This window comes from Alienimonas sp. DA493 (assembly GCF_043951915.1).
Classification (GTDB): Bacteria; Planctomycetota; Planctomycetia; order Planctomycetales; family Planctomycetaceae; genus Alienimonas.
In genome coordinates this window covers 1-24,126 of sequence record NZ_JBINJD010000073.1, presented here as the reverse complement: position 1 = coordinate 24,126, position 24,126 = coordinate 1, and the positions used below count along the sequence as shown (strand labels likewise).

Annotated in this window: 17 protein-coding genes and 1 tRNA gene; 13 read left to right on the top strand and 5 right to left on the bottom strand. The window is 70.0% G+C overall.

Going from position 1 to position 24,126, the window contains the following annotated elements; all coding sequences use genetic code 11:
• Window positions 1-64 precede the first annotated feature (64 nt).
• The 3 genes from ACG2DA_RS12590 to ACG2DA_RS12580 form a co-directional block, all read right to left on the bottom strand.
• A complete protein-coding gene (locus ACG2DA_RS12590) occupies window positions 65-1,762 on the bottom strand; it encodes a 2Fe-2S iron-sulfur cluster-binding protein (protein ID WP_395256051.1) in 1,698 nt (565 codons plus the stop codon).
• A 73-nt stretch (window positions 1,763-1,835) separates the two neighbouring features.
• Window positions 1,836-2,930 (bottom strand): protein-methionine-sulfoxide reductase catalytic subunit MsrP, encoded by a 1,095-nt coding sequence (msrP, locus tag ACG2DA_RS12585; RefSeq protein ID WP_395256050.1) that lies wholly within the window; start codon window positions 2,928-2,930, stop codon window positions 1,836-1,838.
• 107 nt (window positions 2,931-3,037) lie between these two features.
• Entirely contained in the window at window positions 3,038-3,253 is a 216-nt protein-coding gene (locus ACG2DA_RS12580; RefSeq protein WP_395256049.1) for a dodecin, read from the bottom strand.
• A gap of 151 nt (window positions 3,254-3,404) precedes the next feature.
• On the opposite strand from ACG2DA_RS12580, the gene ACG2DA_RS12575 reads away from it, so the two are divergent.
• The 5 genes from ACG2DA_RS12575 to ACG2DA_RS12555 all read left to right on the top strand — a co-directional run bounded on the left by ACG2DA_RS12575 (window position 3,405) and on the right by ACG2DA_RS12555 (window position 12,155).
• A complete protein-coding gene (locus tag ACG2DA_RS12575; RefSeq protein ID WP_395256048.1) occupies window positions 3,405-4,937 on the top strand; it encodes a rhamnulokinase family protein in 1,533 nt (510 codons plus the stop codon).
• 90 nt (window positions 4,938-5,027) lie between these two features.
• On the top strand, window positions 5,028-5,987 hold the full coding sequence (gene ftsY, locus ACG2DA_RS12570; RefSeq protein ID WP_395256047.1) for a signal recognition particle-docking protein FtsY: 960 nt from the start codon (window positions 5,028-5,030) through the stop codon (window positions 5,985-5,987).
• A 365-nt stretch (window positions 5,988-6,352) separates the two neighbouring features.
• Window positions 6,353-7,846, top strand: a complete 1,494-nt coding sequence (locus ACG2DA_RS12565; RefSeq protein ID WP_395256045.1) for an outer membrane beta-barrel protein — start codon at window positions 6,353-6,355, stop codon at window positions 7,844-7,846.
• Between the two features lie 710 nt (window positions 7,847-8,556).
• Window positions 8,557-9,903 (top strand): ammonium transporter, encoded by a 1,347-nt coding sequence (locus tag ACG2DA_RS12560; protein ID WP_395256052.1) that lies wholly within the window; start codon window positions 8,557-8,559, stop codon window positions 9,901-9,903.
• Between the two features lie 182 nt (window positions 9,904-10,085).
• Window positions 10,086-12,155 (top strand): protein containing Coagulation factor 5/8 type, encoded by a 2,070-nt coding sequence (locus tag ACG2DA_RS12555; protein ID WP_395256044.1) that lies wholly within the window; start codon window positions 10,086-10,088, stop codon window positions 12,153-12,155.
• An 88-nt stretch (window positions 12,156-12,243) separates the two neighbouring features.
• Here ACG2DA_RS12555 and ACG2DA_RS12550 read toward each other — a convergent pair.
• Both ACG2DA_RS12550 and ACG2DA_RS12545 read right to left on the bottom strand, forming a co-directional pair.
• Window positions 12,244-12,316 (bottom strand) — tRNA-Lys (locus tag ACG2DA_RS12550).
• Between the two features lie 250 nt (window positions 12,317-12,566).
• Window positions 12,567-14,045, bottom strand: coding sequence for a hypothetical protein (locus ACG2DA_RS12545; protein WP_395256043.1), 1,479 nt, complete (start codon window positions 14,043-14,045; stop codon window positions 12,567-12,569).
• Between the two features lie 84 nt (window positions 14,046-14,129).
• Between ACG2DA_RS12545 and ACG2DA_RS12540 the strand changes: the two genes are divergently transcribed.
• The 8 genes from ACG2DA_RS12540 (at window position 14,130) to ACG2DA_RS12505 (ending at window position 24,096) form a co-directional block, all read left to right on the top strand.
• Window positions 14,130-14,675 carry a YfcE family phosphodiesterase gene (locus tag ACG2DA_RS12540; protein WP_395256042.1) on the top strand — a complete coding sequence of 182 codons (546 nt, stop codon included), beginning with the start codon at window positions 14,130-14,132 and terminating at the stop codon, window positions 14,673-14,675.
• Between the two features lie 118 nt (window positions 14,676-14,793).
• A complete protein-coding gene (locus ACG2DA_RS12535; RefSeq protein ID WP_395256041.1) occupies window positions 14,794-16,047 on the top strand; it encodes a M28 family peptidase in 1,254 nt (417 codons plus the stop codon).
• A gap of 65 nt (window positions 16,048-16,112) precedes the next feature.
• Window positions 16,113-17,090: a glucosyl-3-phosphoglycerate synthase gene (locus tag ACG2DA_RS12530; RefSeq protein WP_395256040.1), complete on the top strand. Its 978-nt coding sequence runs from the start codon at window positions 16,113-16,115 to the stop codon at window positions 17,088-17,090.
• A gap of 97 nt (window positions 17,091-17,187) precedes the next feature.
• On the top strand, window positions 17,188-18,114 hold the full coding sequence (locus ACG2DA_RS12525) for a ribonuclease domain-containing protein (RefSeq protein ID WP_395256039.1): 927 nt from the start codon (window positions 17,188-17,190) through the stop codon (window positions 18,112-18,114).
• Window positions 18,111-19,952, top strand: a complete 1,842-nt coding sequence (locus ACG2DA_RS12520) for a barstar family protein (RefSeq protein ID WP_395256038.1) — start codon at window positions 18,111-18,113, stop codon at window positions 19,950-19,952. Before ACG2DA_RS12525 ends, ACG2DA_RS12520 begins: the two co-directional genes overlap by 4 nt.
• Before the next feature lie 75 nt (window positions 19,953-20,027).
• Complete coding sequence (locus ACG2DA_RS12515; RefSeq protein ID WP_395256037.1) at window positions 20,028-20,918, top strand: HAD family hydrolase; 891 nt, start codon at window positions 20,028-20,030, stop codon at window positions 20,916-20,918.
• Window positions 20,919-21,006: 88 nt separating this feature from the next.
• Window positions 21,007-22,275, top strand: a complete 1,269-nt coding sequence (locus ACG2DA_RS12510; protein ID WP_395256036.1) for a glycosyltransferase — start codon at window positions 21,007-21,009, stop codon at window positions 22,273-22,275.
• Between the two features lie 99 nt (window positions 22,276-22,374).
• Window positions 22,375-24,096 (top strand): alpha-amylase family glycosyl hydrolase, encoded by a 1,722-nt coding sequence (locus ACG2DA_RS12505; protein WP_395256035.1) that lies wholly within the window; start codon window positions 22,375-22,377, stop codon window positions 24,094-24,096.
• Window positions 24,097-24,126: the final 30 nt, after the last annotated feature.

Genomic DNA, 24,126 nt, shown 5'->3' with positions numbered 1-24,126 from the left:
GGCGCAGCCGGCGCGAGTCGCACGGCCGGAGCTTGCGCTCCGGGCTCATCGTGCCTATGCGGTTCTACGCCTCGACCGTGAGGGCGTCCGTCGTCGCTCGGGACTGGCAGGCGAGGACGTACCCGGCCGCTTCCTCCTTCGCCGACAGGGCCTCGCGGCTCTCCATCGTCACGGCGCCGTCCGTCAGCCGCACTTTGCATTGCCCGCACAGGCCGGAGCGGCACTCGTGGGGCATGGGGACGCCGACCTGCTCGGCGGCCTCCAGCACCGTCGTCTCGCCCGGCACGGTGACCGACCGGCCGGTCTTGGCGAAGGCGATCGCCGCGGCGGGAACGACCGCGGGGACCTCCGCCTCCGCGTCGCTGAGGCCTTGCGGCGGGGGGCCGGCGGTGAACTCCTCGGTGGCGATCCGCTCCGCCGGCACGCCCAGCGATTTCAGCAGGCCGCGGGTGGCCTGCATCATCGGCTCCGAGCCGCAGAGGTACACCGGCAGGTCCTTCAGGTTCGGCACGAAGCCTGCCAGCCGCTCCGCCGTCAGCCGGCCGGAGAGGTGGGAGCCGTCCGCCGCGGCGTCCTCGCGGGTCAGGGCGGTGAGCAGGTGCACGTTCGGGAATCGGGCCGCCAGCGACCGCAGCTCCGCCCCGGCGATCAGGTCGGCCCGCGTCTTCTGCACGTTCACCACATAAATGCTCCCTGGCCAGGAACGGTCCGTGAGCGAACGCAGGATCGAAAGGATCGGCGTCAGCCCCACGCCGCCGGCGATCAGCACGACCCCCTCCGCCGTCCCGCTCGGCTCCCCGTTCCCGTTGAAGGTGAACCGGCCGGCCGGACCGGCGACGGTCAGCAGATCGCCCTCCGAGACGCTGTCGTGCATGGCCCGGGAGCCGAGGCCCTCCGGGTCGCGCTTGACCGTGATCTCGCAGTACCCCCGCCGGGTGGGGGCGGAGGAGAGCGTGTAGGACCGCTTCACGGTGGCGGGGCCGTTCTCCGTCTCGATCGGCAGGGAGACGGCGAGGTACTGCCCCGCGGCGTAGTCGAACGGCAGGTCCCCGCCGACGGGGCTCACCAGACGATAGGTTTTGACGTCCGGCGTCTCTTCGAAGATTCGGGCCACCTTCAATTGACCGCGCCAGAAGGTCGGCTTCGCAGCGGGGGCGGCGGGCGCTCGGCGGGCGGCGATGCGGAGGTCGCGGTAGTGCTTCGCCGCCCGGAAGCCGATGAGCCCGGCGGTTACGGCGCCGTAGATCAACGGCAGCCGCACGTCGCTTTTGACCTGCATATAGAAGTGCACCACGGCGAGCGCCGCGGCGACGTAAATCAAGCGGTGCAGCCGCTTCCACCAGGCCCCCAGGCGGCGGACCAGCGAATCGAAGGAGGTCGCCGCCAGCGGGGCCATCGCCAGCAACGCCGCCAGTCCAATCTGCAGATAGCTGCGGGCGGCGATCTCCTCCCCCACCCGCCGTAACGAGCCCGCCTGCTCCCAGACGATATAGACGACGAGGTGGGCGACGGCGTAGGCGAAGGCGTACAGCCCCAGCGCCCGCCGCGTCGCTAAGACGTCGGTCCAGCCGGTCAGCAGGCGGATCGGGGTGACGGCGAGCGTCAGCACGAGAAACGTGACCGAGGCCAACCCCGTGGTGCGGATCGCCGCGTCCACCGGGTCCGGGCCGAGCGTGCCCCGCCAGGCGTCCCACGCCAGCAGGGCGAGCGGCACGCCGCCGTTGACGATCGCCGCCCACCGCCAAAAGGAGGCGTCGAACAACGGGCGATCGGTCGCCGAGGCCCGCGATCGGGCCGGGGCGAGGGACGGGGACGCGGCGCTCAAAACGATTCCCTTAAAAATTCTTCGCCAGGTCGAGGCCGTCGTACAGGTGGGCGACCTGCTCCTCGTAGCCGTTGAACATCAGCGTCGGCCGGCGGCCGGGCACGCCGATGCGGCGCTCCGTGGCCTGGCTCCAGCGGGGGTGGTCCACGTTGGGGTTCACGTTGGCGTAGAAGCCGTATTCGCTGGGCGCCGCCTCGTTCCACGTGCAGAGCGGCTGAGTGTCCGTCAGGGCGATTTTGACGATCGATTTGATGCCCTTGAACCCGTACTTCCAGGGCACGACCAACCGCACCGGGGCGCCGTTCTGCGGGGCTAGTTCCCGGCCGTACAGGCCGAGGGCCAACAGGGTGAGGGGGTGCTGGGCCTCCGGCAGCGTCAGGCCTTCCACGTACGGCCAATCCAGCACGGCCCGGCGTTGACCGGGCATCCGCTCCGGGGCGTAAAGCGTTTGGAAGGCGACGTACTTCGCCGCCGAGGTCGGCCGCACGGCGTCCAGCAGGGCGGAGAGTTGGATGCCGGCCCAGGGCAGGACCATGCTCCACGCCTCGACGCACCGCATGCGGTAGACGCGTTCCTCCAGCGGGGCGAGGGCCTTGAGTTGCGGCAGGGTAAAGGTCTGCGGCTTCTCAACCAGCCCGCCGACCTCCAGCGTCCAGCCGTCGGTCTCGAAGTCCGAGGCGAGGGCCGCGACGCCGGTTTTATCGGTCGTGAACTCGTAGAAGTTATTGTAATTCAGCGCGGCGACCTGCTCCGTAAGCGGTTCGTCCACGGTGAAGCCGCGTTCGGCCCGCTCGGCCTCGGTGAGGCCGACGGGTTCCTCGGGGAGCTCCTCCGCCGGGGCGGCGCCGTCCGGCGCGTCGCCGTCGGCGGGGGCGCCGGGGTCGGCCGGCGGGCGTTGCGGGCGGGAGAGACCGGTCAGGACCTCGGTCTCCGCCCCGGCGCCGGCCCCGTCGTCGGTTAGCACGCGGTAGGCGCCGCCGGTCAGCAGGGCGCTGCCCGCCAGGGCTCCGGCGCGGATCAGCCGACGCCGGTTCAGATAGACCGGGTACGGCGTGACCGGGTCGACGGCGGGGTCCGTCGGGGGAACCGCGGGGTCTCGGGGCACGGGCGAGGCGGATGCGGGGGGAGCACGGGCGGGGTCATCTTAGCCGGCCCCGCTGCCCCCGGCATCTCCCCATGCGGCTCCCCGCGATTCCCGCCGACGGGTTGGGCTCAGCGGCTGCGGTCGATGGTGAAGCCGATCTTCACCGTGACCTGCCAGTGCTTCAGCTCGCCGTCCTCGATGTGGCCGCGGGTCTCCGTGACTTCGAGCCAGCGCATCTGCTGGACGCTCTCGCCCGCGGTGGCGACGGCGTTGCGGACGGCGTCCTCAATGCTTTTCTCGGAGGAGCCGACGAGTTCGAGCTTCTTGTAGACGTGGTCGCTCATCGCGGTGGGGTGCGGTTCGGGGAGAACGGGGCGGAAAAGACTTGTTTGAGTCAGGAGTGTAGAACCGGGCGGCGTCGGCCTCACCGGGCCGACCCCTATTCCGCCCTCGCCCGTTTCTCACCCCGCCCGTCCGCCTCCGGGAGCGCCGCCGATGTCCGACCCCGTCTTCCTCGCCGTCGACCTGGGCGCCGAGAGCGGTCGCGTGATCGCCGGTCGGATCGTGCCCGCCGCCGAGGGGGCCGACGGGCCGACGGTCGCGCTGGAAGAGGTGCATCGCTTCCCCAACGGGCCGGTTTCCATGCCCGGACCGGACGGGGCGCCGTCGCTGCGGTGGGACGTGACGGCCCTGTGGCGGGAGATCGAGGCGGGCCTCGCCCGGGCCGGCACCCGCTACAGCGCCGAGGTCGTCAGCGTGGGCGTGGACACCTGGGGCGTGGACCACGTCCTGCTGAGCGAGACCGGCGAACTGCTCGGCCTGCCCTGGAACTACCGGGACGACCGCACCGCCGGCGGGTTCGAGGAAGCCTTCGCCGCCGTGCCGCGGGAGGAGGTGTTCGCCGGCACCGGCATTCAGTTCCTGCCGTTCAACAGCCTGTATCAACTCCGGGCGACGCGGCGGGATCACCCGGAGTTGCTGTCGGCGGCGAAGCGCGTGCTGCTGATGCCGGACTACTTCCACCGCTGCCTGTGCGGGTCGGAGGCGGTCGAGTTCACCAACGCAACCACCACGCAGCTCGTCGACCCGAACGCCCGCGATTGGAACCGCGAACTGATCGCCCGGCTGGACCTGCCGGACGGCCTGTTCGGCCCGGTCGTGTCGCCGGGGACGGAGTTGGGGGCGCTGTTCCCGTCGCTCGCCCAGCGGACCGGCCTGCCGGAGAGCGTGAAGGTCGTCGCCCCGGCCACGCACGACACCGCCAGCGCCGTCGCCGCGATTCCCACCGACCGCACCGGGCACGCGGACTGGGCCTACATCTCCAGCGGCACCTGGTCGCTGGTGGGCGTCGAGACGCAGGCCCCCGTGCTGGGCGAGGCGGCGCTGGCGGCGAACGTGACCAACGAGGGCGGCGTCGACGGGACGAACCGCCTGTTGAAGAACGTGATGGGCCTGTGGCTCGTCCAGGGGGTGCGACGCAGCTTCGCCCGCGGCGGGGAGGAGCTGGACTACGCCGAACTCACCCGGCGGGCCGGCGAGGCCGAGGGGCTGGTCAGCCTGATCGACCCGGACGACGCCCGGTTCCTCGCCCCGGACGACATGGCCGCGGAGATCGTCGCCTACTGTCGGGAGACTGGCCAGCCGGAGCCGGGGGACGTCGCGGCGCTGGTGCGGTGCTGCCTGGACAGCCTCGCCCTGCGGTACGCCGCGGTGCTGGACACGCTGGCGGACCTCACCGGGGAGCGGCCGACGGTCGTGCACGTGGTCGGCGGGGGAAGCCGCAATGCCCTGCTGAACCAGCTCACCGCCGACGCCTGCGGCGTACCGGTCTTGGCCGGGCCGGTCGAGGCGACGGCGCTGGGCAACGTGCTGATGCAGGCCCGCAGCGCCGCGGCGGGGATCGATTCCCTCGCCGACCTGCGGGCCGTCGTGCGGCGCAGTGAAGAGGTGAACCGGTTCGACCCGAGCGGCGCCGGGAATTGGGACGAGGCGAAAGCTCGCCTGCGGGCGTTGTCGAATCGAGGCTGACCGCTTGCGGTTTCGCGGGGCCGGAGAATGATCGGTCCCCGCGAAGCCGCAAGCGTCGCTCGCCCCGGCACGTCCATCTCCACGACCTCCATGGCCCTGTTCGACAAGTTCAAATCTGGTCTGCAGAAGACCCGCCGGGTGCTCAACACCGACGTGCGGGACCTGTTCAAGGCCGGGCAGATCCTCGACGAGGAGATGCTGGAGGAGTTCGAGGGCCGGCTGGTCCGCAGCGACATGGGCGTGGAGGCCGCCGACGAGATCGTCGGGGAGCTGCGGAAGAAGTTCCTCGGCCGCACGGTGGACCCGGAGGCGGTCGCGGAGACCGTCAACGACAAGCTCCGCGACCTGCTGACCGGCGGCGAAGGCCCGCCGGCGGGCGCCGCGGACGTTGAGGCAGAGTCCGCGGACCCGCTGGCCCGGCTCAACCTCAATTCGGACGGGCCGACGGTGGTGCTGGTGTCCGGCGTGAACGGGGTCGGCAAGACCACCTCGATCGCCAAGCTGGCCAAGCTGCTCACGGACGCCGGGCAGACGGTCGTGCTGGCCGCCGGCGACACCTTCCGGGCCGCGGCGGTGGAACAGCTGACGACCTGGGCCGGCCGGATCGGCTGCGAGATCGTCACCGGGGAGATGAACAGCGACCCCGCCAGCGTCGCCCACCGGGGCGCCGTGCGGGCGAAGGAGCTGGGGGCGGACGTGCTGATCCTCGACACCGCCGGCCGGCTCCAGACGCAAACGAACCTGATGAACGAGCTGGCGAAGATCCGCCGGGTCGTCGGCAAGCAGATCGAGGGGGCGCCGCACGAGAGCCTGCTGGTGATCGACGCCACCACCGGGCAGAACGGGCTCAGTCAGGCGGAGAAATTCTCCGACGCCGCCGGCTGCACCGGCATCCTGCTGAGCAAACTGGACGGCAGCGCCAAAGGGGGCGTGGTCATTCCGATCCGCCGCCGGATGGACATCCCGGTGAAGTTCGTGGGACTGGGCGAGGGGCTGGACGATCTGGCGGTCTTCGAGCCGGCCAAATTCGTCGCCGCGCTGGAAATCTGACGGGACGGGCCGCCCGCGGTCCTCAGGGATCCCCCGGCGCCACGACGGGGGAGGGCGTGCGGCCAGGTGCGGCAACCGGGCGGCGACCGGAGGGCGGTTGATTCGTGCGCGGAAGGTGCGGGTGTGGCGGAGAAGCCGGAAAAATGGGGTTTTCGATCCCTTCTGCGCGGAGCGGGCCTGAAATCCGTACGACGCGGCGCCGATACCGAACGCGGGGGAACGCCCGCACAACCCGCGCCAAGGCGTGCGGGCGGCCGGCCCCCCAGTCCCGCTCGTCGCCCCGCACTCGTGCGACCTCGGGAACGCTGACGGTCACGGAGGCCGTCGGCGGTCACGGACGACCCTTCAACTCCCAGGAGTCTTTTATGTTGCGCCTTAGCGACACCGCCCTTTGGCGGGCCGGTCGCCGGTGGGCGTGGGCCGGCGGATTCGGCCTGCTGCTGTCCGGCACCACCTCCGCGATGGCCCAGGACTGCGCGCCGGTCTGCGCCGCCCCCGGCTGCGATCCGGCCTGCGCCGCCCCCAGCGGGGCCGCCTGCGACCCGGGCTGCTACGCCCCGGCCGGCTGCACCACGGACTACAACTCCCTGACGGAATGCGCCACCGGGTGCGGCTCCGTCCTCGGCTGCTGCGACGACGGCTGCGACGGCTGCGACACCGGTTGCTGCAACCTCGGCGCGCCGTGGGCCCTGGCCGACTGCCTCGATCTGAGCTGCCTCGACCTGGGCGGCTGCCTGCACGACGACAGCTGCGACACCGTCTGCGATTCCGGTTGCGTCGGCGGCTGCGACGGCGCCTGCGGCGCCGGCGCCGCCGCCGCCGGCCCGGTCATCGGCGGCTGGGTCCAGTTCGGCTACCACGACGGCTCCACCGGCCAGTTCAACAACCGGCCGCACGAGTTCGCCAACCACCAGAGCTGGGTCTTCATCGAAGACGTCGCCGACGGCTCCAACGGCCTGGACTTCGGTTACCGTGCCGACTTCATGTACGGCCTGGACGCCGACGATACGCAGGCCTTCGGGAACCCCCCGGGGACCTACGACTTCGATAACGGCTGGGATCACGGGGCCTACGGCTTCGCTCTGCCGCAGCTCTACGCCGAGGCCGCCTACGGCGACTTCAGCGTGATCGCCGGTCACTTCTACACGCTGCTCGGCTACGAAGTCGTTACCGCTCCGGATAACTTCTTCTACAGCCACGCGTTCACGATGTACAACGCGGAGGCGTTCACGCACACCGGCGTGCTGACGACCTACGCCGCGTCCGACGACGTCACCCTGTACAACGGGTACACCTTCGGCTGGGACACCGGCTTCGAGCAGTTCGATCGCCCCAACGGCGGCGAAGGCTCCAACTACCTCGGCGGCGCCAGCGTGGCCCTGACCGACAACCTGACGGTGACCTACATCACCACCGCCGGCGACCTCGGCGCCATCGGCGACGGCTACAGCCACAGCATCGTCGCCGACTGGCAGATCAACGACAGCTGGAACTACGTGTTCCAGAGCGACTACCTGGACGTCGAGAACTCCTCCACGCTCCCGGACAACTTCGTCGGCACGCCGAACGAAACCGACTTCACGACCGACGTGACCCGGTTCTACGGCATCAACCAGTACCTGTTCTACACGATCAACGACTGCTGGGCGGTCGGCGGTCGGGCCGAATGGTTCAACACCGGCGAAGCCGACATCTACGAGCTCACCGGCGGCGTGAACTATCGCCCGACGGCCAACCTCGTGATTCGGCCGGAGTACCGCTACCAGTTCGAAGGCAGCGACGGCGCCCTGAACAACTTCTTCGGCGGCGACGTCGAGGAAGGCGGCATCTTCGGCGTGGACGCGATCCTGACCTTCTGAGCCCGCCCCCGGGTTTGCCCGGGAGTACGGCTTCGGAGCCCGGCGCTCGCGCCTCGGGCCTTTTGAGGACAGGACGACGTCAAGGCGGAGAGAAACGGAGATCGACGGCCGGCGACGCTCAAGTTCGCGTCGCCGGCCGACCGATACCTCTCCTACAGAGCCGACCCCTCCCCGAGGGGAACGCTCACAAGCCACGGCCCCTACATCCCGACCGGCTGAAACCCCGCCGCCAACGCCTTCGGGCCGAGGCGGCGGAGTCCAGGACGGACCCGTCAGTCGGCGGCCAGGAAACGCCGTCGTTCGCCCTCGGGCGGACGGCGGCGTTTCTGTTTGCGCAGTCAGCAGGCACCCTGCCTCAGGCGTGGCAGTCAGAGGTGCATGGTTTCTGTGCATCGATGCCTGGAGGGTGTGCGAAATTCCTGTTCGGACCCCCGAAATGCGGGGTGGAGGGCGGGATTTTGGGGGAATCCCGGGCGAAAGGCGTGGTGTTCCGCTCGCCTGTTGTGCGATCCCGTTACACAATCAAGCCCGCTAGAGCGGCGCCGGACGCAATCTGCCGAAGCCGCTCCTGCTCTTCCCGCCTCTCTCCCCGCCGCTCGCTCCGACCTGCGATGACGTCACTTCTCACCACACGCCCGGGAGCCTGGCTCCCGCTCCTGTTCGCCGCCCTGCTGGCCCTGGGCACGCCCACGGCGTACGGCCAGGACGACATGGAAGCCGCCGATCCCGCCCTCCCGGCGGCCGAGACGGATCTGGAAGCGCCCGCCGACGACGCGGCCGTCGAACCCACCGAGGAAGCCGATCCCCCGATCGTCGCGTCGATCGAAGACGTCGACGCCCAACTCGGCTACACGCTCAACAACTTCCTGTTGTTCATCTGTGCGGTCCTCGTGCTGTTCATGCAGGCCGGGTTCGCCATGGTCGTCGCCGGCTTCTGCCCGTCGAAGCACACGGTGAACATCCTGTTCAAGAACGCCCTGGACCTCGCGGTCGGCGTGTGCCTGTACTTTTTCATCGGGTACCACCTGATGTACCCCGCCGGCGAGCCGATCGCGGACAACTACCTCGGCGAGATCAATCCCGGCATCCACGAGTGGGACGGCTCCCTGGGCGCCGGCTCCTACCACCCGCAGGTCGACTTCTTCTTCCAGGTCGCCTTCGCCGCCACCGCCGCGACCATCGTCGCCGGCGCCGTGGCCGGCCGGATGAAGTTCGGCGCCTACCTGGTGTACTCCGGGGTGCTCACCGGCCTCGTCTACCCGATCAGCGGCTACTGGAAGTGGGGCGGCGGGTTCCTGGACGACATGGGCTTCTACGATTTCGCCGGCTGCGGCGTGGTGCACATGGTCGGCGGCTTCGCGGCGCTGGCCGGGGCGATCGTCCTCGGTCCCCGTCTGGGCCGCTACACGCCGGACGGCAAGCCGGTGGCCTCCCCGGGCCACAGCCTGCCGCTGGCCACCCTGGGCACGTTCATCCTGCTGATCGGCTGGTTCGGCTTTAACCCCGGCTCGCAGCTGGCGATCTACGGCGACGCCAACGCCACCGCCGTGGTGACCATCGCCGTGAATACCCTGCTGGCCGCCGGCTCCGGCGCTGTGATCGCGACCCTGCTCAGCTGGGGCCTGTTCGGCAAACCGGATCTCTCGATGGGCCTGAACGGCATGCTCGGCGGCCTGGTCGGCATCACCGCCAACTGCGACGGCGTCTCCAACTGGTCCGCCCTGATCATCGGCGCCGTCGCCGGCGCCCTGATCGTCGCCTCCATCATCGCCATGGACAAAGTGAAGATCGACGACCCGGTCGGCGCCTTCCCGGTGCACGGCGTCTGCGGCATGTGGGGCCTCCTGGCGATCCCCATCTTCGCCACCTACGACGAGGGCGTCGGCACCTGGGGCGCCCAGCTGACCGGCCTGGTCGTCTACGCGGTGTGGGCCTTCACGACGATGTTCGTCCTGTTCTTCATCCTGAAGATGATCGGCTTCCTGCGGGTCAGCGCCGAGGACGAAGAACGCGGCCTGGACATCTCCGAGCACGGCATGACCGCCTACGCCACCTGAGCCGCAGCTCCCTGAGGCCTCACGTCACGGACGACGCGTTTTCGTCACGGACGACCTCACGCCCCGCCCGTCCCGGCTCCCGCCGGGGCGGGCGGTTTTCGTTTGCAGGCCGGCCGCTATGGTCGGGGCGGTCGGGCCGTGCGTGTACGGTCGCGGCGCCGCGTCCCCGAATGTCGTCATCGATGAAGAAGTCGTCCGCCTTCCGTCGCGTTCTGCTCGTCTCCTGCGGCGCGGCGGCGCTCGGGGCGTTCGCCCCCGGCCGGCTCGCGGCGGAGGTTCGCTGGCCGGAGGGGCAGGCCCTCCCCCGGTTCGAACGGCCGGCGGAGACGGTCGACGCGATCGAGCGGCAGGCTCTCCGGCCGGACGAGCGCCTGCTGTTCTCCTCCCTGCAGGGGCTGGTGAACCGCAAACGTCCCCGCCTCCTGCTGCTCGACGCCCGGGCGGAGGAGGGCCGCGACACGTGGGCGGAAACGGTCGGTCTCGGCCCCCGCACCCTCTATTCGCGGGACCAGCGCCTCGACCTGCTCCGGAAATACGCCGACGAGGCGGAGGGCGTCGTGCTGTACGACCCGACGCGGAGCGACCACTACCGGAACCTGGCCGGGACGGTCGCGGCGCTCGAGAACGCGCTCCCCCTCTCCACGGAACTTTACGAGGAGCTCGCCGCGGAGGGCCTGTCCTGGCCGGTGCGGGCCGACCTGCGGCCGCTGGAGATGACCGGCCCGGTCGCGATTTACGAGCACCTGTACGAGACCTACTGGCCGCGGTGCGAGAAGCGAATTCTGCTGAGCGCCCGACCCACCCGCCGCGGGGACCTCGACCACGCCCGGGACGTCACGACCGCGGTGCGGGCCGCGACGGTCTGGCTGGACGCTCGGATCCCCGAGGAGCGGGCCCTGTTCAAGAAATTCCTCGCCGACATGCCGGCCGGCCGGGGGCTGCTCCTCGGCTGGCACGCCTCGGAGCGGTCAGGGGTGACGACCGCCTCGGAGTTCGGCATCGGAACCGTGCCGTCGGACTTCTACGTGAGCGGCAGCGTCTTCGCCGGCACGTCGCGGAAGATCGCCGTCCCCCCGGTCCCCCGGCTGCCGACGCTGGAGAACAAGGCGTACGTCGCCCTGTTCATCAGCGACGGCGACAACGTGCAGTACAACCAGCACGCGATGCGCCGGCTGTGGGATCGGACCGCGGCGGGGCGGGGCGAGGTGCCGCTGAACTGGACGATCTCCCCGGCCCTGGTGGACCTCGGCCCCGGCCTGCTGAACTACTACTACCGCACGGCGACCCCGGCCGACTGCTTCGTGACCGGCCCCTCGGGGCTGGGCTACCTGATGCCGGTGAACACCCTGCGGGAACCGGGGGCGCCGCTCGGCCGGGCCCTGGAGCGGGACGAGCCGCTGCGAGAGTACGCCCGGCAAACCGACCGCTACCTGCGGGCCGCCGGCCTGCGGGTGGCGACGATCTGGGACGACCTGACGGCCGACCAGCGGGCGATCTACGCCGACGAATGCCGGCACCTCTTCGGCGCCACGGTGCAGAATTTCCGGGACGATCCCGGCGTCGCCTCCAGCATCGTGGACGAACGGGTGCGATTCGAACGCCTCGTCGTGCCCTACTGCACGACCGAGGAGCACTTCCGATCCTCTCTCCGCCGCCGGCTGCGGCGCTGGAACGGGGAGCGGCCGACGTTCCTGGCGTTCCAGATGAACGTCTGGCAGTCGCTCCGGCCGGACCGGCTGGAGGCGATCGCCGAGGAGTTGGAGGCCGAATCCGACGGCCGGATCGAGTTCGTTCGAGCCGACCACTACTTCAACCTCCAGCAGCAAAGCGACGGGCTCCCCTTCGCCCTGACGCTGTCGGCGGACGCGACGGCGACCGTGCCGGGCGAGCCGCCGCGGACGACGACGGTCCTCAACGACGGCAGCGACGCGACCGCTCAGACCTTGTCCGGCGACGGCCCGTGGACGGTCGAGTTCGCCTTCGCCCAACCCCGCGAGGTCGTGCGGTGTCGGATCGGGTTCGGAACCGACGAACCGATCGACGTCACATTGACCGCCGGCCCGGACGACGAACCGCTCGAGGCCGCGTCGGACCGGGTCACGGCGGGTCTGGCAGAGGTCGGCGGCGCCGTGCGGCGGCGGACGATCGAACTCGCCGCGGCCCGCCCGGCGGAGACGTTCCGCGTAGCGCTGACGCCGCGAACCGCCGGGACGACGGTGACGGTCACGGAAATTGAGCTGTTCGGGCGTTGAGTCCCGCCCGACGGGGGCTGCGTTCCCCCAGAACCGACCGGCCACCGGCGGACCGCCGCCGCGACCGGTTTGCAAAGTCTTTCCGAAGTGAAGGCGCAGGGGCTCGAACCCTGGACCTACGGATTAAAAGTCCGTTGCTCTACCAACTGAGCTACGCCTTCGGGGCCGACGGCCGGGGAAGTCGCGAGACGGGGCTCGCGGGGCGGCCGGGCGGCGGGGAGACACGGTAAGCGCTTCTCGGACCGTCGGCAACGCCCACAGGTTCGCGGCGGGGCGGCGGATCGCCACACGGCCGGCGGGATCGGCGCTGTCCGCAGAGCCGTCCTGGTCGGTCAGGGTCCGGGACGCCGGGGTCCGGCGCTCCGCGGGCGTCCTCGGACCGGGCGAGCGTCCGCAGCGTCGGGTCGCAGTTCACCCGGACGATCCCTGCCCGAAGTTCCCCCGCACACAAATGTTGGACTCCGGTCGCCACGATTCGGCGAGGGCGTAATCGATCCAGCCGCGGTGCTCCAGCGCCCGCATCAGCCACGGGTCCTGCCACGGGTCGGGGCTGTCCAGCCAAGCGCTCGTCACGGAGAGGGCCAGCAACACGGCGGCCAGCGGGGCGAACCAGCGGCGGCGGCCCAGCCCGTCCGCCAGCGGCGCCAGCGAGATCGCCCACAGCGGCGCCAACCAGATCATCCACCGCAGCGCCACGGAACGGCCGCCGTAATTATAGTTTTCCGTGCGGGTCAGATAGAACGCGAGGATCGCCGCGCTCAGCAGCCCCGTCGCCGCGGCGAAGGCGGCCAGCGGGTGGCGTTCGCCCTTCCCGTTCGTCGCCCACGCGACGCCCCCGCGAACCCAGGCCCAAACGGCCAGTAGCCAGATCGGGGTCAGCGAGAACAGCCCGTGATGGCCGAAGGTGCAGTGGAAGAGGTACGTCCAGAACCCGTCGCGGGCGGCGTCGAGGCCGGTGGGGTTCATCCAATAACTTGGTCGACCGTGGCGGACGAATTCATAGGTCTCCGTGCCGTAGGTCATATAGAACGGCTGGAGCGACCCCGTCTGCCAGACCGTCGCCGCCGCGAACAGCAAGAGGGGGACGGCCGCCGCCGGGGCGAACCAGGCGAAGGTGTGTTTCCAATCCGCCGTGACGCAGACGGCGAACGCCGTCAGCCCCAGCAATCCCGCCGGGAGTTCGTTGCAGACCGTCAGCGCCGCGAAGAACCCCGCCGCGGCGAACCGCCAGCCGTCCCGGGCGCCCCGGCGGATGCGGATCAGCGGGACCGCCGCCAGCGCGCAGCAGCACGCCCCGATCGTGTGATTGTTGAACACCGGCAGAAAGGCGCTGACCGCCGTCGCGAACCCCAGCGTCCCCAGCGCCAGAAAGCGGGCGAGGTCCGTGGCGGCCAGGTCCGTCAGCAGACCACGCACCGCCCACAGGGCCGCGGCGAACGGCACGAGGTTCAGGAACAGCAGCACCCAGCGGGTGTGCGGGCCCGGATGCTTCGCGAGATTCCACCCGGTGACGGACTCCACTGGCAGGGAGATCGCCGCGGCGACGATCGGCAGCGGGGCCGGCTTGGTGGAGTACAGGTGCCCGTTCACCTGCACCTGATCGATCGTGCTCCAGCCGGGCTGGAACTCGTAGGGGTCGATGCGGAAGTCGCCCCGCTCCGTCAGCGCCCGCACCGTCGCCCAGCGGCTGCGGTCGTTGGCGCTCCGCAGCGGCTCCGCCCGCACCAGCGCCGCCACGTGCAGGCCGAGCGAGAGGGCGATGAGGATCAGCGAACCGACCCGCCACGCCTCCGCGGGGGAGGAGGGAGGGGGGAAGGGGGGGGGGGGCGAGAGGGCGGACGGCCCTCCGCCCGCGGAACTGCGCGACGGGGGCGAAATGGGATCGGACATCGAACTACACTGCCCCCCGCGGAATCCGACGGCAAGCCGTTCCGCCCCTCCTTCCCCCTCCCTCATTCCTCCTCCCCACGCTTTATGCTGGTCGGGATCTTCGCCGACGCCCACGATCACGCGGACAACGTCCGCCGCACCGTGCGGTTCTTCAACGAGACCGGGGTCGGGCTCGTGCTGTTCGCCGGGGACCTCGTCAGCCCGCTGGTGGTTCCGCCGTTGCGCAAGCTGAACTGCCCACTGGTCGCCTGCTGGGGCGACAACGACGGCAACCGGACCGGGATCGCGGGGGGCATGAAGATCGTCGGTCCGGTCGGCGAGCCGCCGCTGTGCGTCACGGCGCCGGACGGCACGCGGTTCCTGCTCTGCCATCAACTGAGCGAGGCCAAGACCGCGTTGCGGGAGTGCCCGCCGCCGGAGGAGGGCGGCCCGCAGGTGGTCGTCTACGCCCACACGCACCGGCACGCGGTGGCCAAGGACTCCGCGGGGCGGCTGCTGGTGAACCCGGGGGAGTGCGGCGGCTGGGTCAGCCGCACGCCCAGCGTGGCGGTGGTGGAGACGGTCTCGCTGGAAGCGAAGATCGTGCCCCTCCCGCAGCTGGGGCCGGCGGTGGTGATCGAACCGGTTTGACCGGAGAGGGCCGCGGGGGATCGCCCCGCCGGGGGAACCCCGCCGCGGCCGCTTCGCCGCCGGCGGCCGTCCCGGGTACCATCCTCTCTCACCGACACGACACCGGACGAGGCGACAGATGCGAGCGGCGGGCAGCAAACCGGGGGTCTACCCCGTCACCGGCACGGTCGAGGGGGCGACGGGCGGCGCCGGCGGGAACGGCCTCGGAAACGCCGACCCCGTCGGCCTGCTGGCGGATCTGCCCGATCTGCTGGCCCCGCTGCGGGAGGAGATGCTGGCGAACCTGGTGATGATCGGCCAGACGCCCGCCCCCACCGGCCGGGAAGAACTGCGGGTCCAGTACATGATGGACCGCTTCGCCGAGAGCGGCCTGCCGGAGGCCGGCCCGGACGAGGCCGGCAACGCCGTCGGCTTCCTGCCCGGTCGTGTCGGCGACCGCACCGTGCTGCTGGTCGCCCACCTGGACACGATCGTCCCCGAGACCGTCGACCATAACGCGACCGTGCTGGCGGACCGCATCGAGGGGCCGGGGATCTCCGACAACTCCCTCGGGGCCGCCGCCCTGACAATGCTGCCCACCGTTCTGCAAAAGCTGAACGTCCAACTCGACTGCAACCTGCAACTGCTCGGCAGCGTGAAGAGCCTCGACCGCGGCGACCACGCCGGGTTGAAGTTCTTCCTCGACCACGCCCACCGGCCCTACGACTACGGCATTTGCGTGGAGGGCGTGCCGCTGGGCCGGTTGAACTACTTCAGCATCGGTACGATCCGCGGCGACATCTCCTGCCGGGTGCGGCCGGTGGAGAGCCGTTCGTACGGCTCCGAGAGCGCCATCGTGGTGCTGAATTATATCATCAACCGCATCCTCGCGATCGAAACGCCCACGCGGCCGTTCACCAAGATCCGCATCGCCCGGGTCCGGGCGGGCAAAAGTTACGACGTCGATCCCGATAAAGCGGTGCTCGGGTTCGAAATTAACAGTCACAGCGACGAGATGATCGGCCGCGTGACGGAGCAAATCGAAGATATCGTCTCCGAAATGAGCGCCCGCCACGCCGTCGACGCGGAGTTGGACGTGTTCTTCCGCCGCACCGCCGGCGGCCTGCGGTTCAGCCACCCGCTGATTCGCGCCTGCGTGCAGGTGATGGAGGGGCTCGGTATCGAGCCGGACCAGGGGCACAGTCCCAGCGAACTGAGCGAGTTCATCGCCCGCGACATCCCCGCCGTGACCCTCGGCATCAGCGAGGGCTCCAAGCACCACGACCAGATCGATTACGTGATGATCGAGCCGGTCATGCGCGGCATGGCCCAATTGGTCGGTCTGCTGCTCGCCCTCGACCGCGGCGACGCCGACGCCCCGGTCGCCACCTAATTCACTTCTCCACCCGTAACGCCGAGGCCCCGCGGGGCCTCGGCGTTATGAACGAAAGACGCAGCATGAACGCCGAGCAGTGGCTCCGCGAGCGGACCTATCATCACTCCGCCTTCTGGGACCTCAAAAAGATGGTCGCCAAAAAGGAGGAGCAGAACCTCAAGATCAGCCTCTGCCTGCCCACGCTGAACGAGGGGGCGACGATCGGCAAGGAGGTGGTCCTGTTAAAGTCGGCGTTGATGGACCATTATCCCCTGCTGGACGAGATCGCGGTGATCGACAGCGGGTCCACCGACGACACCCGCGAGATCGCCGCCGCCTTCGGGGCGGACGTCTACCTCGCCAGCGAACACCTCACCGAGGCCGGCGACCGCAGGGGCAAGGGGGAGAACCTTTGGAAGGCCCTCTATCTGCTGGAGGGCGATATTATCTGCTACGTCGACAGCGATATCGCGAACATCCATCCGCGGTTCGTCTACGGGCTGCTCGGCCCGCTGATCGAAAACCCGGACGTGCACTACGTCAAAGCCTTCTACGACCGCCCGCTGGCCTTCAGCCAGGGCCTGCGGCCCACCGGCGGCGGCCGGGTGACGGAGATCCTCGTGCGGCCGCTGTTCAGCCTCTTTTATCCCGAACTGGCGGCGATCATTCAGCCGCTCTCCGGCGAGTACGCCGGCCGGCGGAGCGTGCTGGAAAAGATCCCGTTCCCCGTCGGCTACGGCGTGGAAACGGCGATGCTGCTCGATATCTACAACGATATGGGCCTGTCCGCGTTCGCCCAGACGGACCTCGACACCCGCGTGCACCGCAACCAGGAGACGATCGCCCTGGGCCGCATGGCCTTCGGCATCCTCCGCACTTTCTTTAATCGCCTGAGCAGTCACGAACGGATCGAGTTGAAAGGCGAGTTGGAAAAGATCATGCGGCAGCACCGCGTGGAGGACGGCCGGTTCGAGCAGGTCGAGTATCAAATCGAGGAGTTCGAACGCCCGCCGATCAACACGCTCGAGAGCTACCGCGAGAAATTCGGCCTCGGCGGGTGAGCGGGGCCTCCGCCCACGGGCTGCCCGCCCACGGGCCGCCCGCCGCGGGGGCGTCCGTTAGACTGCCGCCCCCGGGTGCGTTTCCTCAGGACGTCGCATGAACCAGGACCGCAAGCCGCCCGCCGCCTCGCCGGCCACGCTGGACGCGATCCGACACCTGGCGCGGCTCGGGGTGCGGGGCTGGGTGCTGCTCGCATTGCTGGCGGGGATCGTCTATCTCGCCGACCGCTACCTGCTGGACGGCCCGGCGCCCGGTCCCGGCCGCGGGACGGTCGTCGCGGACTTTGACGACGCGGACGATCCGCGGGGCCGTCCCGCCGACGAGTTCGACCCGGAGGCCGACCCCGCCGCCCCGCCGGCCGACGCCCCGCCGGCCGCGGACGACTTCGGCCCCGATCCCGAGTCGATGCGGCGCTCCGACCCGGCGTCGGGGGCGTCGCCACGGGGTTCGTCGGAAAATTCCGGCCGGACGTACGCCGTCGTCACCGTGTCCTTTCGCACCGCCGCCGGCGAGGCGACGGTCGATCTGGAGCCGGGCGCCGTGCTGACCCGCACCGACGGCGAGGGCCTCGTGCTGGCTGAGCGCCTGCGGGGGGGGGAGCGGGTGAAGACGAACTGCGGCGACGCCGCGACGGTCGCCGCCGCGGAGGTCCGCCGGACGACCGACGTGCGGCCGCCGCCGCGCTGCGCCCCCCTGGCGATCGACCCGTACGTCGAACAGGTGACGGTGCGGAACTTCGGTCGCCCCGTGCCCGCCGCGGCGCCGGGCGGGGAGGTGGATCTCTCCGAGACGCTGACGCGGATCGCCCTCGGAGAGTCCTTCCCCCACCGCAACGACGGCACGACCTTCGGCAACCGCGAGGGCCGCCTGCCGCGGCGCCCGTCGGGCTATTACAAGGAATACGTCCACCCCACGCCCGGCGTGGACGGCCCCGGCCCGCAGCGGCTGGTGATCGGGGCGGGGGGGGACGTCTGGTACACCCCGGACCATTACGACAGCTTTCGCAACGTGGTGAAGTCGTGACTGAGCCGACCCGCACCGTCGACGTGCCCCCGGGGGACGGCACCAAGACGAGCTTCCTCCGGCAGTTCGCCGAGGCGGCCGGGCTGCGGACGATGTACGCCGCCAACTGGGACGCCTTCGCCGACGCTCTGAGCGACTTCGTCGCCGGCTCTGCCGAGCCGATCGAACTGCGGCATCCCGAACCCCCGCGGCTGACGGCGGACGATCTGCAGACTTACCAGGCGATCCTCGACGACCTCGCCGCGGAGCTGCCCGGTCGGTTGAGCGCGTACTTCGCGGAGGGATCGGGACGCTCGGGCGGCGTCGCGGCAGGCCCGCCGATCGCGGCGATCGGGCACTATCACCTCAACCGCGGCGGCGTCACGCGGGTGGTGGCGAATCATCTGTTGGGCCTCGCCGCCCACGCGGCGACGGCGGACGGGAGCCCGCCGTCGGCCGTGCTGCTGACCGGCGGGCGGGCGGAGGCGTGGGGGCCGCACGCGGGGGAGCTGGAGAGCGCCGGCGTGCAAACCGCCCGGCCGGTCGTCGCCGGGTTCGAATACGACGCGCTCGCCCCCGACGCCGCCCCCGACCCGGACGGGCTGGCCGACCGCCTCGAACAGGCCCTCCGCGACCACGGGGCGACGCGGGAGGCGACGGTCGTGCATCTGCACAACCATTCGCTCGGCAAGAACGCCTCCACGCCGGGGGCGATCGTGCGGCTGGCGGAGCGGGGCTGGAAGTTCCTCCTGCAAATTCACGACTTCGCGGAGGAGTTCCGCCCCGGCAATTATCTGCACCTCGTCGGGGCGTTGGGGGAGGACGCGAACCTGTACCCGCAGGCCTCGCACATCCACTACGCCGTGCTGAACGGCCGCGACCGGGGGGTGCTGGAGTCCCTGGGCGTGCCGGCGGAGCGGCTGCACTTCCTGCCGAATCCGGTCGCGGAGTTTCCGCAGCGCGTGAGCCGTTCGACCGGCAAATTGCAATTGCGGCGGAACTGCCGCATTCCGACGGACCGTCGGTACCTCTGCTATCCGGTCCGCGGCATCCGTCGGAAGAATCTCGGCGAAGCCGTGTTCACCGCTCTGCTGGAGCCGGACGCCGCGGTGGGGATCACGCTGGAGCCCCGCAATCCGGTCGAACTGGCGTTCCACGACCGCTGGCGGGGCTTCGTGGAGGAGCGGGACCTGCCGGTCTGGTTCTGTACCGGGGAGACGGGCGGGGCGAGTTTTCGGGAGAACCTCGCCGCCGCGGACGCCGTTCTGACCACCAGCGTGGCGGAGGGCTTCGGGATGGCGTTCCTCGAGTGCTGGCTGGCGGACCGGCCGCTGCTGGGCCGCGATCTGCCGCACGTCACCGCGGACTTCCGGGCGGAGGGCCTCGAACTGCCGGGGCTGTATTCCGCCCTCACCGTCCCGCTGGGGTGGGCCGACGGGTTCGCCGACCGCTTCCGGGCCGGCTGCGAGAAGCTGTTGGCGGACTACCGCCGGCCGTGGGACGAGGCGGCGTTCGCCGAGGCGCTGGCGGCGAAGACGGCCGACGACCGGGTCGACTTCGCCGATCTGGACGAGGACCTGCAGATGGGCGTGATCCGCCGCATCGCCGACGACCCGGCCGCCCGCGGGGAGGTGTTCAGCGTGGAGCCGGAAAGCGGTCTGCCGCGGGACGGCGTCGTAGAGCACAACGCGGCGGTGGTCCGAGACCGCTACAGTCTCGCCGGCAGCGGGGCCCGGCTGGCGGCGGCGTACGATGCCGTGCTCGCCTCCACCGTCGGCCCGGTGACGCCGCCGCCGCGCCCGGGGGCCGTGCTGGAGGCGTTTCTCGATCTGAAATCGTTCCGATTGATCCGGGGGTAGGGGCCGCTGTGCGGACCGTCCGTCCGGCTGACGCTTGAACTGCACGGTCCGCGGAGCGGACCCTACGATGGCGGCATGCCCGACTTCCCCGCACTGATTCGCGACCGCTCCCGGCCGCTCGACCCGCGACCGACGGACACGCCGCCGCGGGTCGAACCGCTGTCCGACGTGCGGGCCGTGCTGTTCGACGTGTACGGCACGCTGGTGATCTCCGACAGCGGCGACGTCGGCACCCACGCCGCGGAGGACCGCTCCGGGGCTTTCGTCGCCGCGCTGGACGCCGCTGGGTTGCCGGCGGCGGACGGGAAGGAGGGCGTCGCGGCCCTCAAGGCCGTCATCGCCCGGCGTCACGCCGCCGCGAAGGCCGAGGGGGTGGACTACCCGGAGGTCGAAATCCGGGCCGTCTGGCGGGACGTTTTCGCCGATCTGGGGGCTCCGACTCCGGACGACGCCCGGCTGGAGCGGTTCGCGGTTGAGTACGAATGCCGCACGAACCCCACCTGGACGATGCCGCACGCCGCCGACGTGCTGCGGGAACTGAGGGGCCGCGGGGCGCTGCTGGGGATCATCTCGAACGCTCAGTTCTTTACGCCGCACCTGTTCCCGGCCCACCTCGGCGACACGCTGGAGGGGTTCGGGTTCGACCCGGAGGCGCGAAGCTGGAGCTACGCCCACCTGCGGGCCAAGCCGGGGACGTTCCTGTACGAGTACGCCGCGGAGAAGCTGGCCGCCCGCGGGATCGCCCCGGGGCAGGTTCTGTACGTCGGCAACGACCTGCTGAACGACTGCACGCCGGCCCAGCAGGTCGGCTTTCGCACCGCCCTGTTCGCCGGGGACGCCCGCAGCCTGCGACTGCGGGAGGGGGACGAGCGGGTCGCCGACACGCGGCCGACGGTCGTTGTGACGGACCTGCGGCAACTGCTGGAGTCCGCGCCGGCCGTGGAAACCGGGTCGGAAGCCGGGTAGAACGGCGCCCCCGCCCGCCCGACGGGCCGCCCGCCGATCGGTCGCCGCGCCCGCGACCGGTCTTCGCCCCCCCCGCGACGTGACCCAGATGCCCGGCCGCCGGATCGGCTTCGTTTCCACCCGCTTTCACGGGACCGACGGCGTCAGCCTCGAAGCCGCCAAGTGGGCGCAGATCTTCTGGAAGAACCAGGACACCTCCTTCTGGTTCAGCGGGAAAAGCGACCGCGACCCGGCGATCAGCAGCGTGGTGCCGGAGGCCTACTTCGGCCACCCGGAGATTCTGGCGATCAACGAGGAGGTCTTCGGCCGCGTCACCCGCAGCCCCAAGATTACCCGCCGCATTGCGGAGCTGGCGGACCATCTGAAAAGCGGCATCGCGGAGTTCGTCCGGCAGTTCGAGATCGACGTGCTCGTCGCGCAGAACTGCCTGTGCATTCCGATGAACATCCCGCTGGGGGTGGCCCTCACGCAGTACATCGCGGAGACGAACTTCCCCACGATCGCCCATCACCACGACTTCTACTGGGAGCGGGACCGCTTCATGGTGAACGCGGTGGGCGACTATCTGGAGCAGGCCTTCCCTCCGAACCTGCCGAGCATCCAACACGTCACGATCAACTCCCCGGCCCAGCAGGACCTCGCCTGGCGGACGGGGTGCAGTTCGATCCTCGTGCCGAACGTGTTGAACTTCGAGGAGCCGCCGGACACCTGCGACCTGTACAGCTCCGACTTCCGCAGCGAGATCGGCGTCGCCCCGGACGACATCCTCATCCTCCAGCCGACCCGCGTAGTGCCGCGGAAGGGGATCGAGCACGCCATCAGCATGGTCGCCCAGCTCCGCGATCCGCGGTGCAAACTCGTCATCACCCACGAGAGCGGCGACGAGGGGAACGAATACCAGCACGCCCTCGCCGAAATGGCGGAGCACCAGGGCGTCGACCTGCGGTTCGTCGCCGCCCGCGTCGGCGAGACCCGCCACAGCGACGCCGAGGGCCGGAAGATTTATTCCCTCTGGGACACCTATCCCCACGCGGACTTTATCACCTACCCGTCCCTGTACGAGGGCTTCGGCAACGCCCTGCTGGAAGCGTTTTATTTCCGCAAGCCGGTGCTGGTGAACCGCTACAGCATCTTCCGGCAGGACATCGAAACGAAGGGGTTCGAGGTCGTCACGATGGACGGCTACCTCACCAAAAGCGTCACCGACGAGGTCCGCCGGGTGATCGACGACGCGGAGTACCGCGACGCGATGGTCGAGCACAATTATCGGCTGGCCCTGCGGTTCTTCGGCTACAACGTGCTGCGACGCAAACTGCGGAGCCTGGTGTCCAACCTCACCGGCGACGACGAGTTGTAGGAAAATACCAATTTCCAAGAGACAAGATCCAAATCCCGGGGCGGCGCCGCGTCCCTCGTTTGGATCTTGTTTCTTGTCTCTTGAGATTTAGATCCCCCCATGCCGCTTCCAGACGCCGTCCGCGACTCCCTGACCGCTAAGCTCGCCACGCTTTACGGCGAGCGGGCGCCGGAGGCGCTGGCCGGCGTCGAAGCGATCGCCGACCGCTACGACCTGCCGGACAAAGACGGCGAGTTGTGGGACGAGACGGACGCGGTCCTCATCACCTACGGCGACATGGTCCGCCCGGACGGCGAAGGCCACGCCCTGCCGGCCCAGACGAAGTGGCTGTTGGATCATGAATTGAACGGGCCGCTCAGCGGGGTGCATCTGCTGCCGCATTTTCCGTACAGCAGCGACGACGGGTTCAGCGTGATCGACTACCGGGCCGTCGATCCGGCCGTCGGCGACTGGGACGACGTGGAGGCGCTGGGCGAGAAGTTCGATCTGGCCTTCGACTACGTCCTCAACCACTGCTCCGCGGAGAACGCATGGTTTAAGGCGTTCCTCAAGCAGGAAGCGCCGTATAAAGACTGGTTCATCGTCGGCGACCCGGAGGATCCGCGGCTCAAGGAGGTCACCCGGCCCCGCACGCACCCGCTGCTCACCCCGTTCGAGACGGCGGCCGGCACGAAGCACGTCTGGACGACCTTCAGCGCCGATCAGGTCGACCTGAACTTCTCCGAACCGGCGGTGCTGACGGAGATGCTGGACGTCCTCGTCGGCTACGCCGCCCGGGGCGCCCGCATCCTGCGGATGGACGCGATTGCCTATCTCTGGAAGCGCCTGGGGACCACCTGCATCCACCTGCCGGAGACGCACACCGCTCTCAAGGTGATGCGAGAAGTGCTGGACGCCGTCGCCCCCGGAACGCTGATCCTCTCCGAAACGAACGTCCCCCACGCGGAGAACATTTCGTACTTCGGCGGCGGGGACGAGGCGCACCTCGTTTATAACTTTAGCCTGCCGCCGTTGCTCCTCGACGCGTTGACCACCGGCGACGGACAGTACCTCAACGCCTGGCTGCGGGGGCTGTCCGAGCCGGGTACGGGGATGACCTACTTTAATTTTACCGCCAGTCACGACGGCGTCGGCGTGCGGCCGCTGGAGGGGCTCGCCCCGCCGGAGCGGTTGGACGGGTTGGTCGCCGCCGTGGAGGCCCGCGGCGGGCAGGTCAGCCGCCGCACCAATCCGGACGGCAGCAAAACGCCGTACGAATTGAATTGCACTTACTTCAGCGCCCTCGGCGATCCGTCCGCCGGGGACGACGAGGCGGCCCGGGAGGCCCACGTCCGCCGGTTCCTCTCCTCGCAGGCGGTCATGCTGGCGCTGAAAGGCATCCCCGGCATCTATTTTCACAGCCTCGTCGGCACGCCGAACTGGGTGGAGGGCGTCGCCCAAACCGGCCGGGCCCGCACCGTAAATCGCCGCAAGTTCGCCCGGACGGAGTTGGACGAACACCTCAGAACGCCCGCCGCCGCGGCGGTGTTCGAGGGGTATATCAAGCTCCTCAACCTTCGCCGGGCCGAACCGGCGTTCCACCCGGAGGCCGGTCAAACGGTCCTGGACCTCGGCCCGGACCTCGTGGCGCTGGTGCGGATCGACCGAGACGAGACCGAGCGTATCGCCTGCCTCACGAATCTGACCGGCGCCCCGATGACGGCCGACCTCTCGGACCTCTCCGGCTGGCGGGGCGGCACGGACCTGATCGGGGGCGAAGAGTTCGCCGAGCAGATCGAACTTGGCCCGTGGCAGACGGCGTGGGTGAAGGAAGCCGCGTAAAGGGAGCCGCGACCGTGAGGGAGCGTCCCT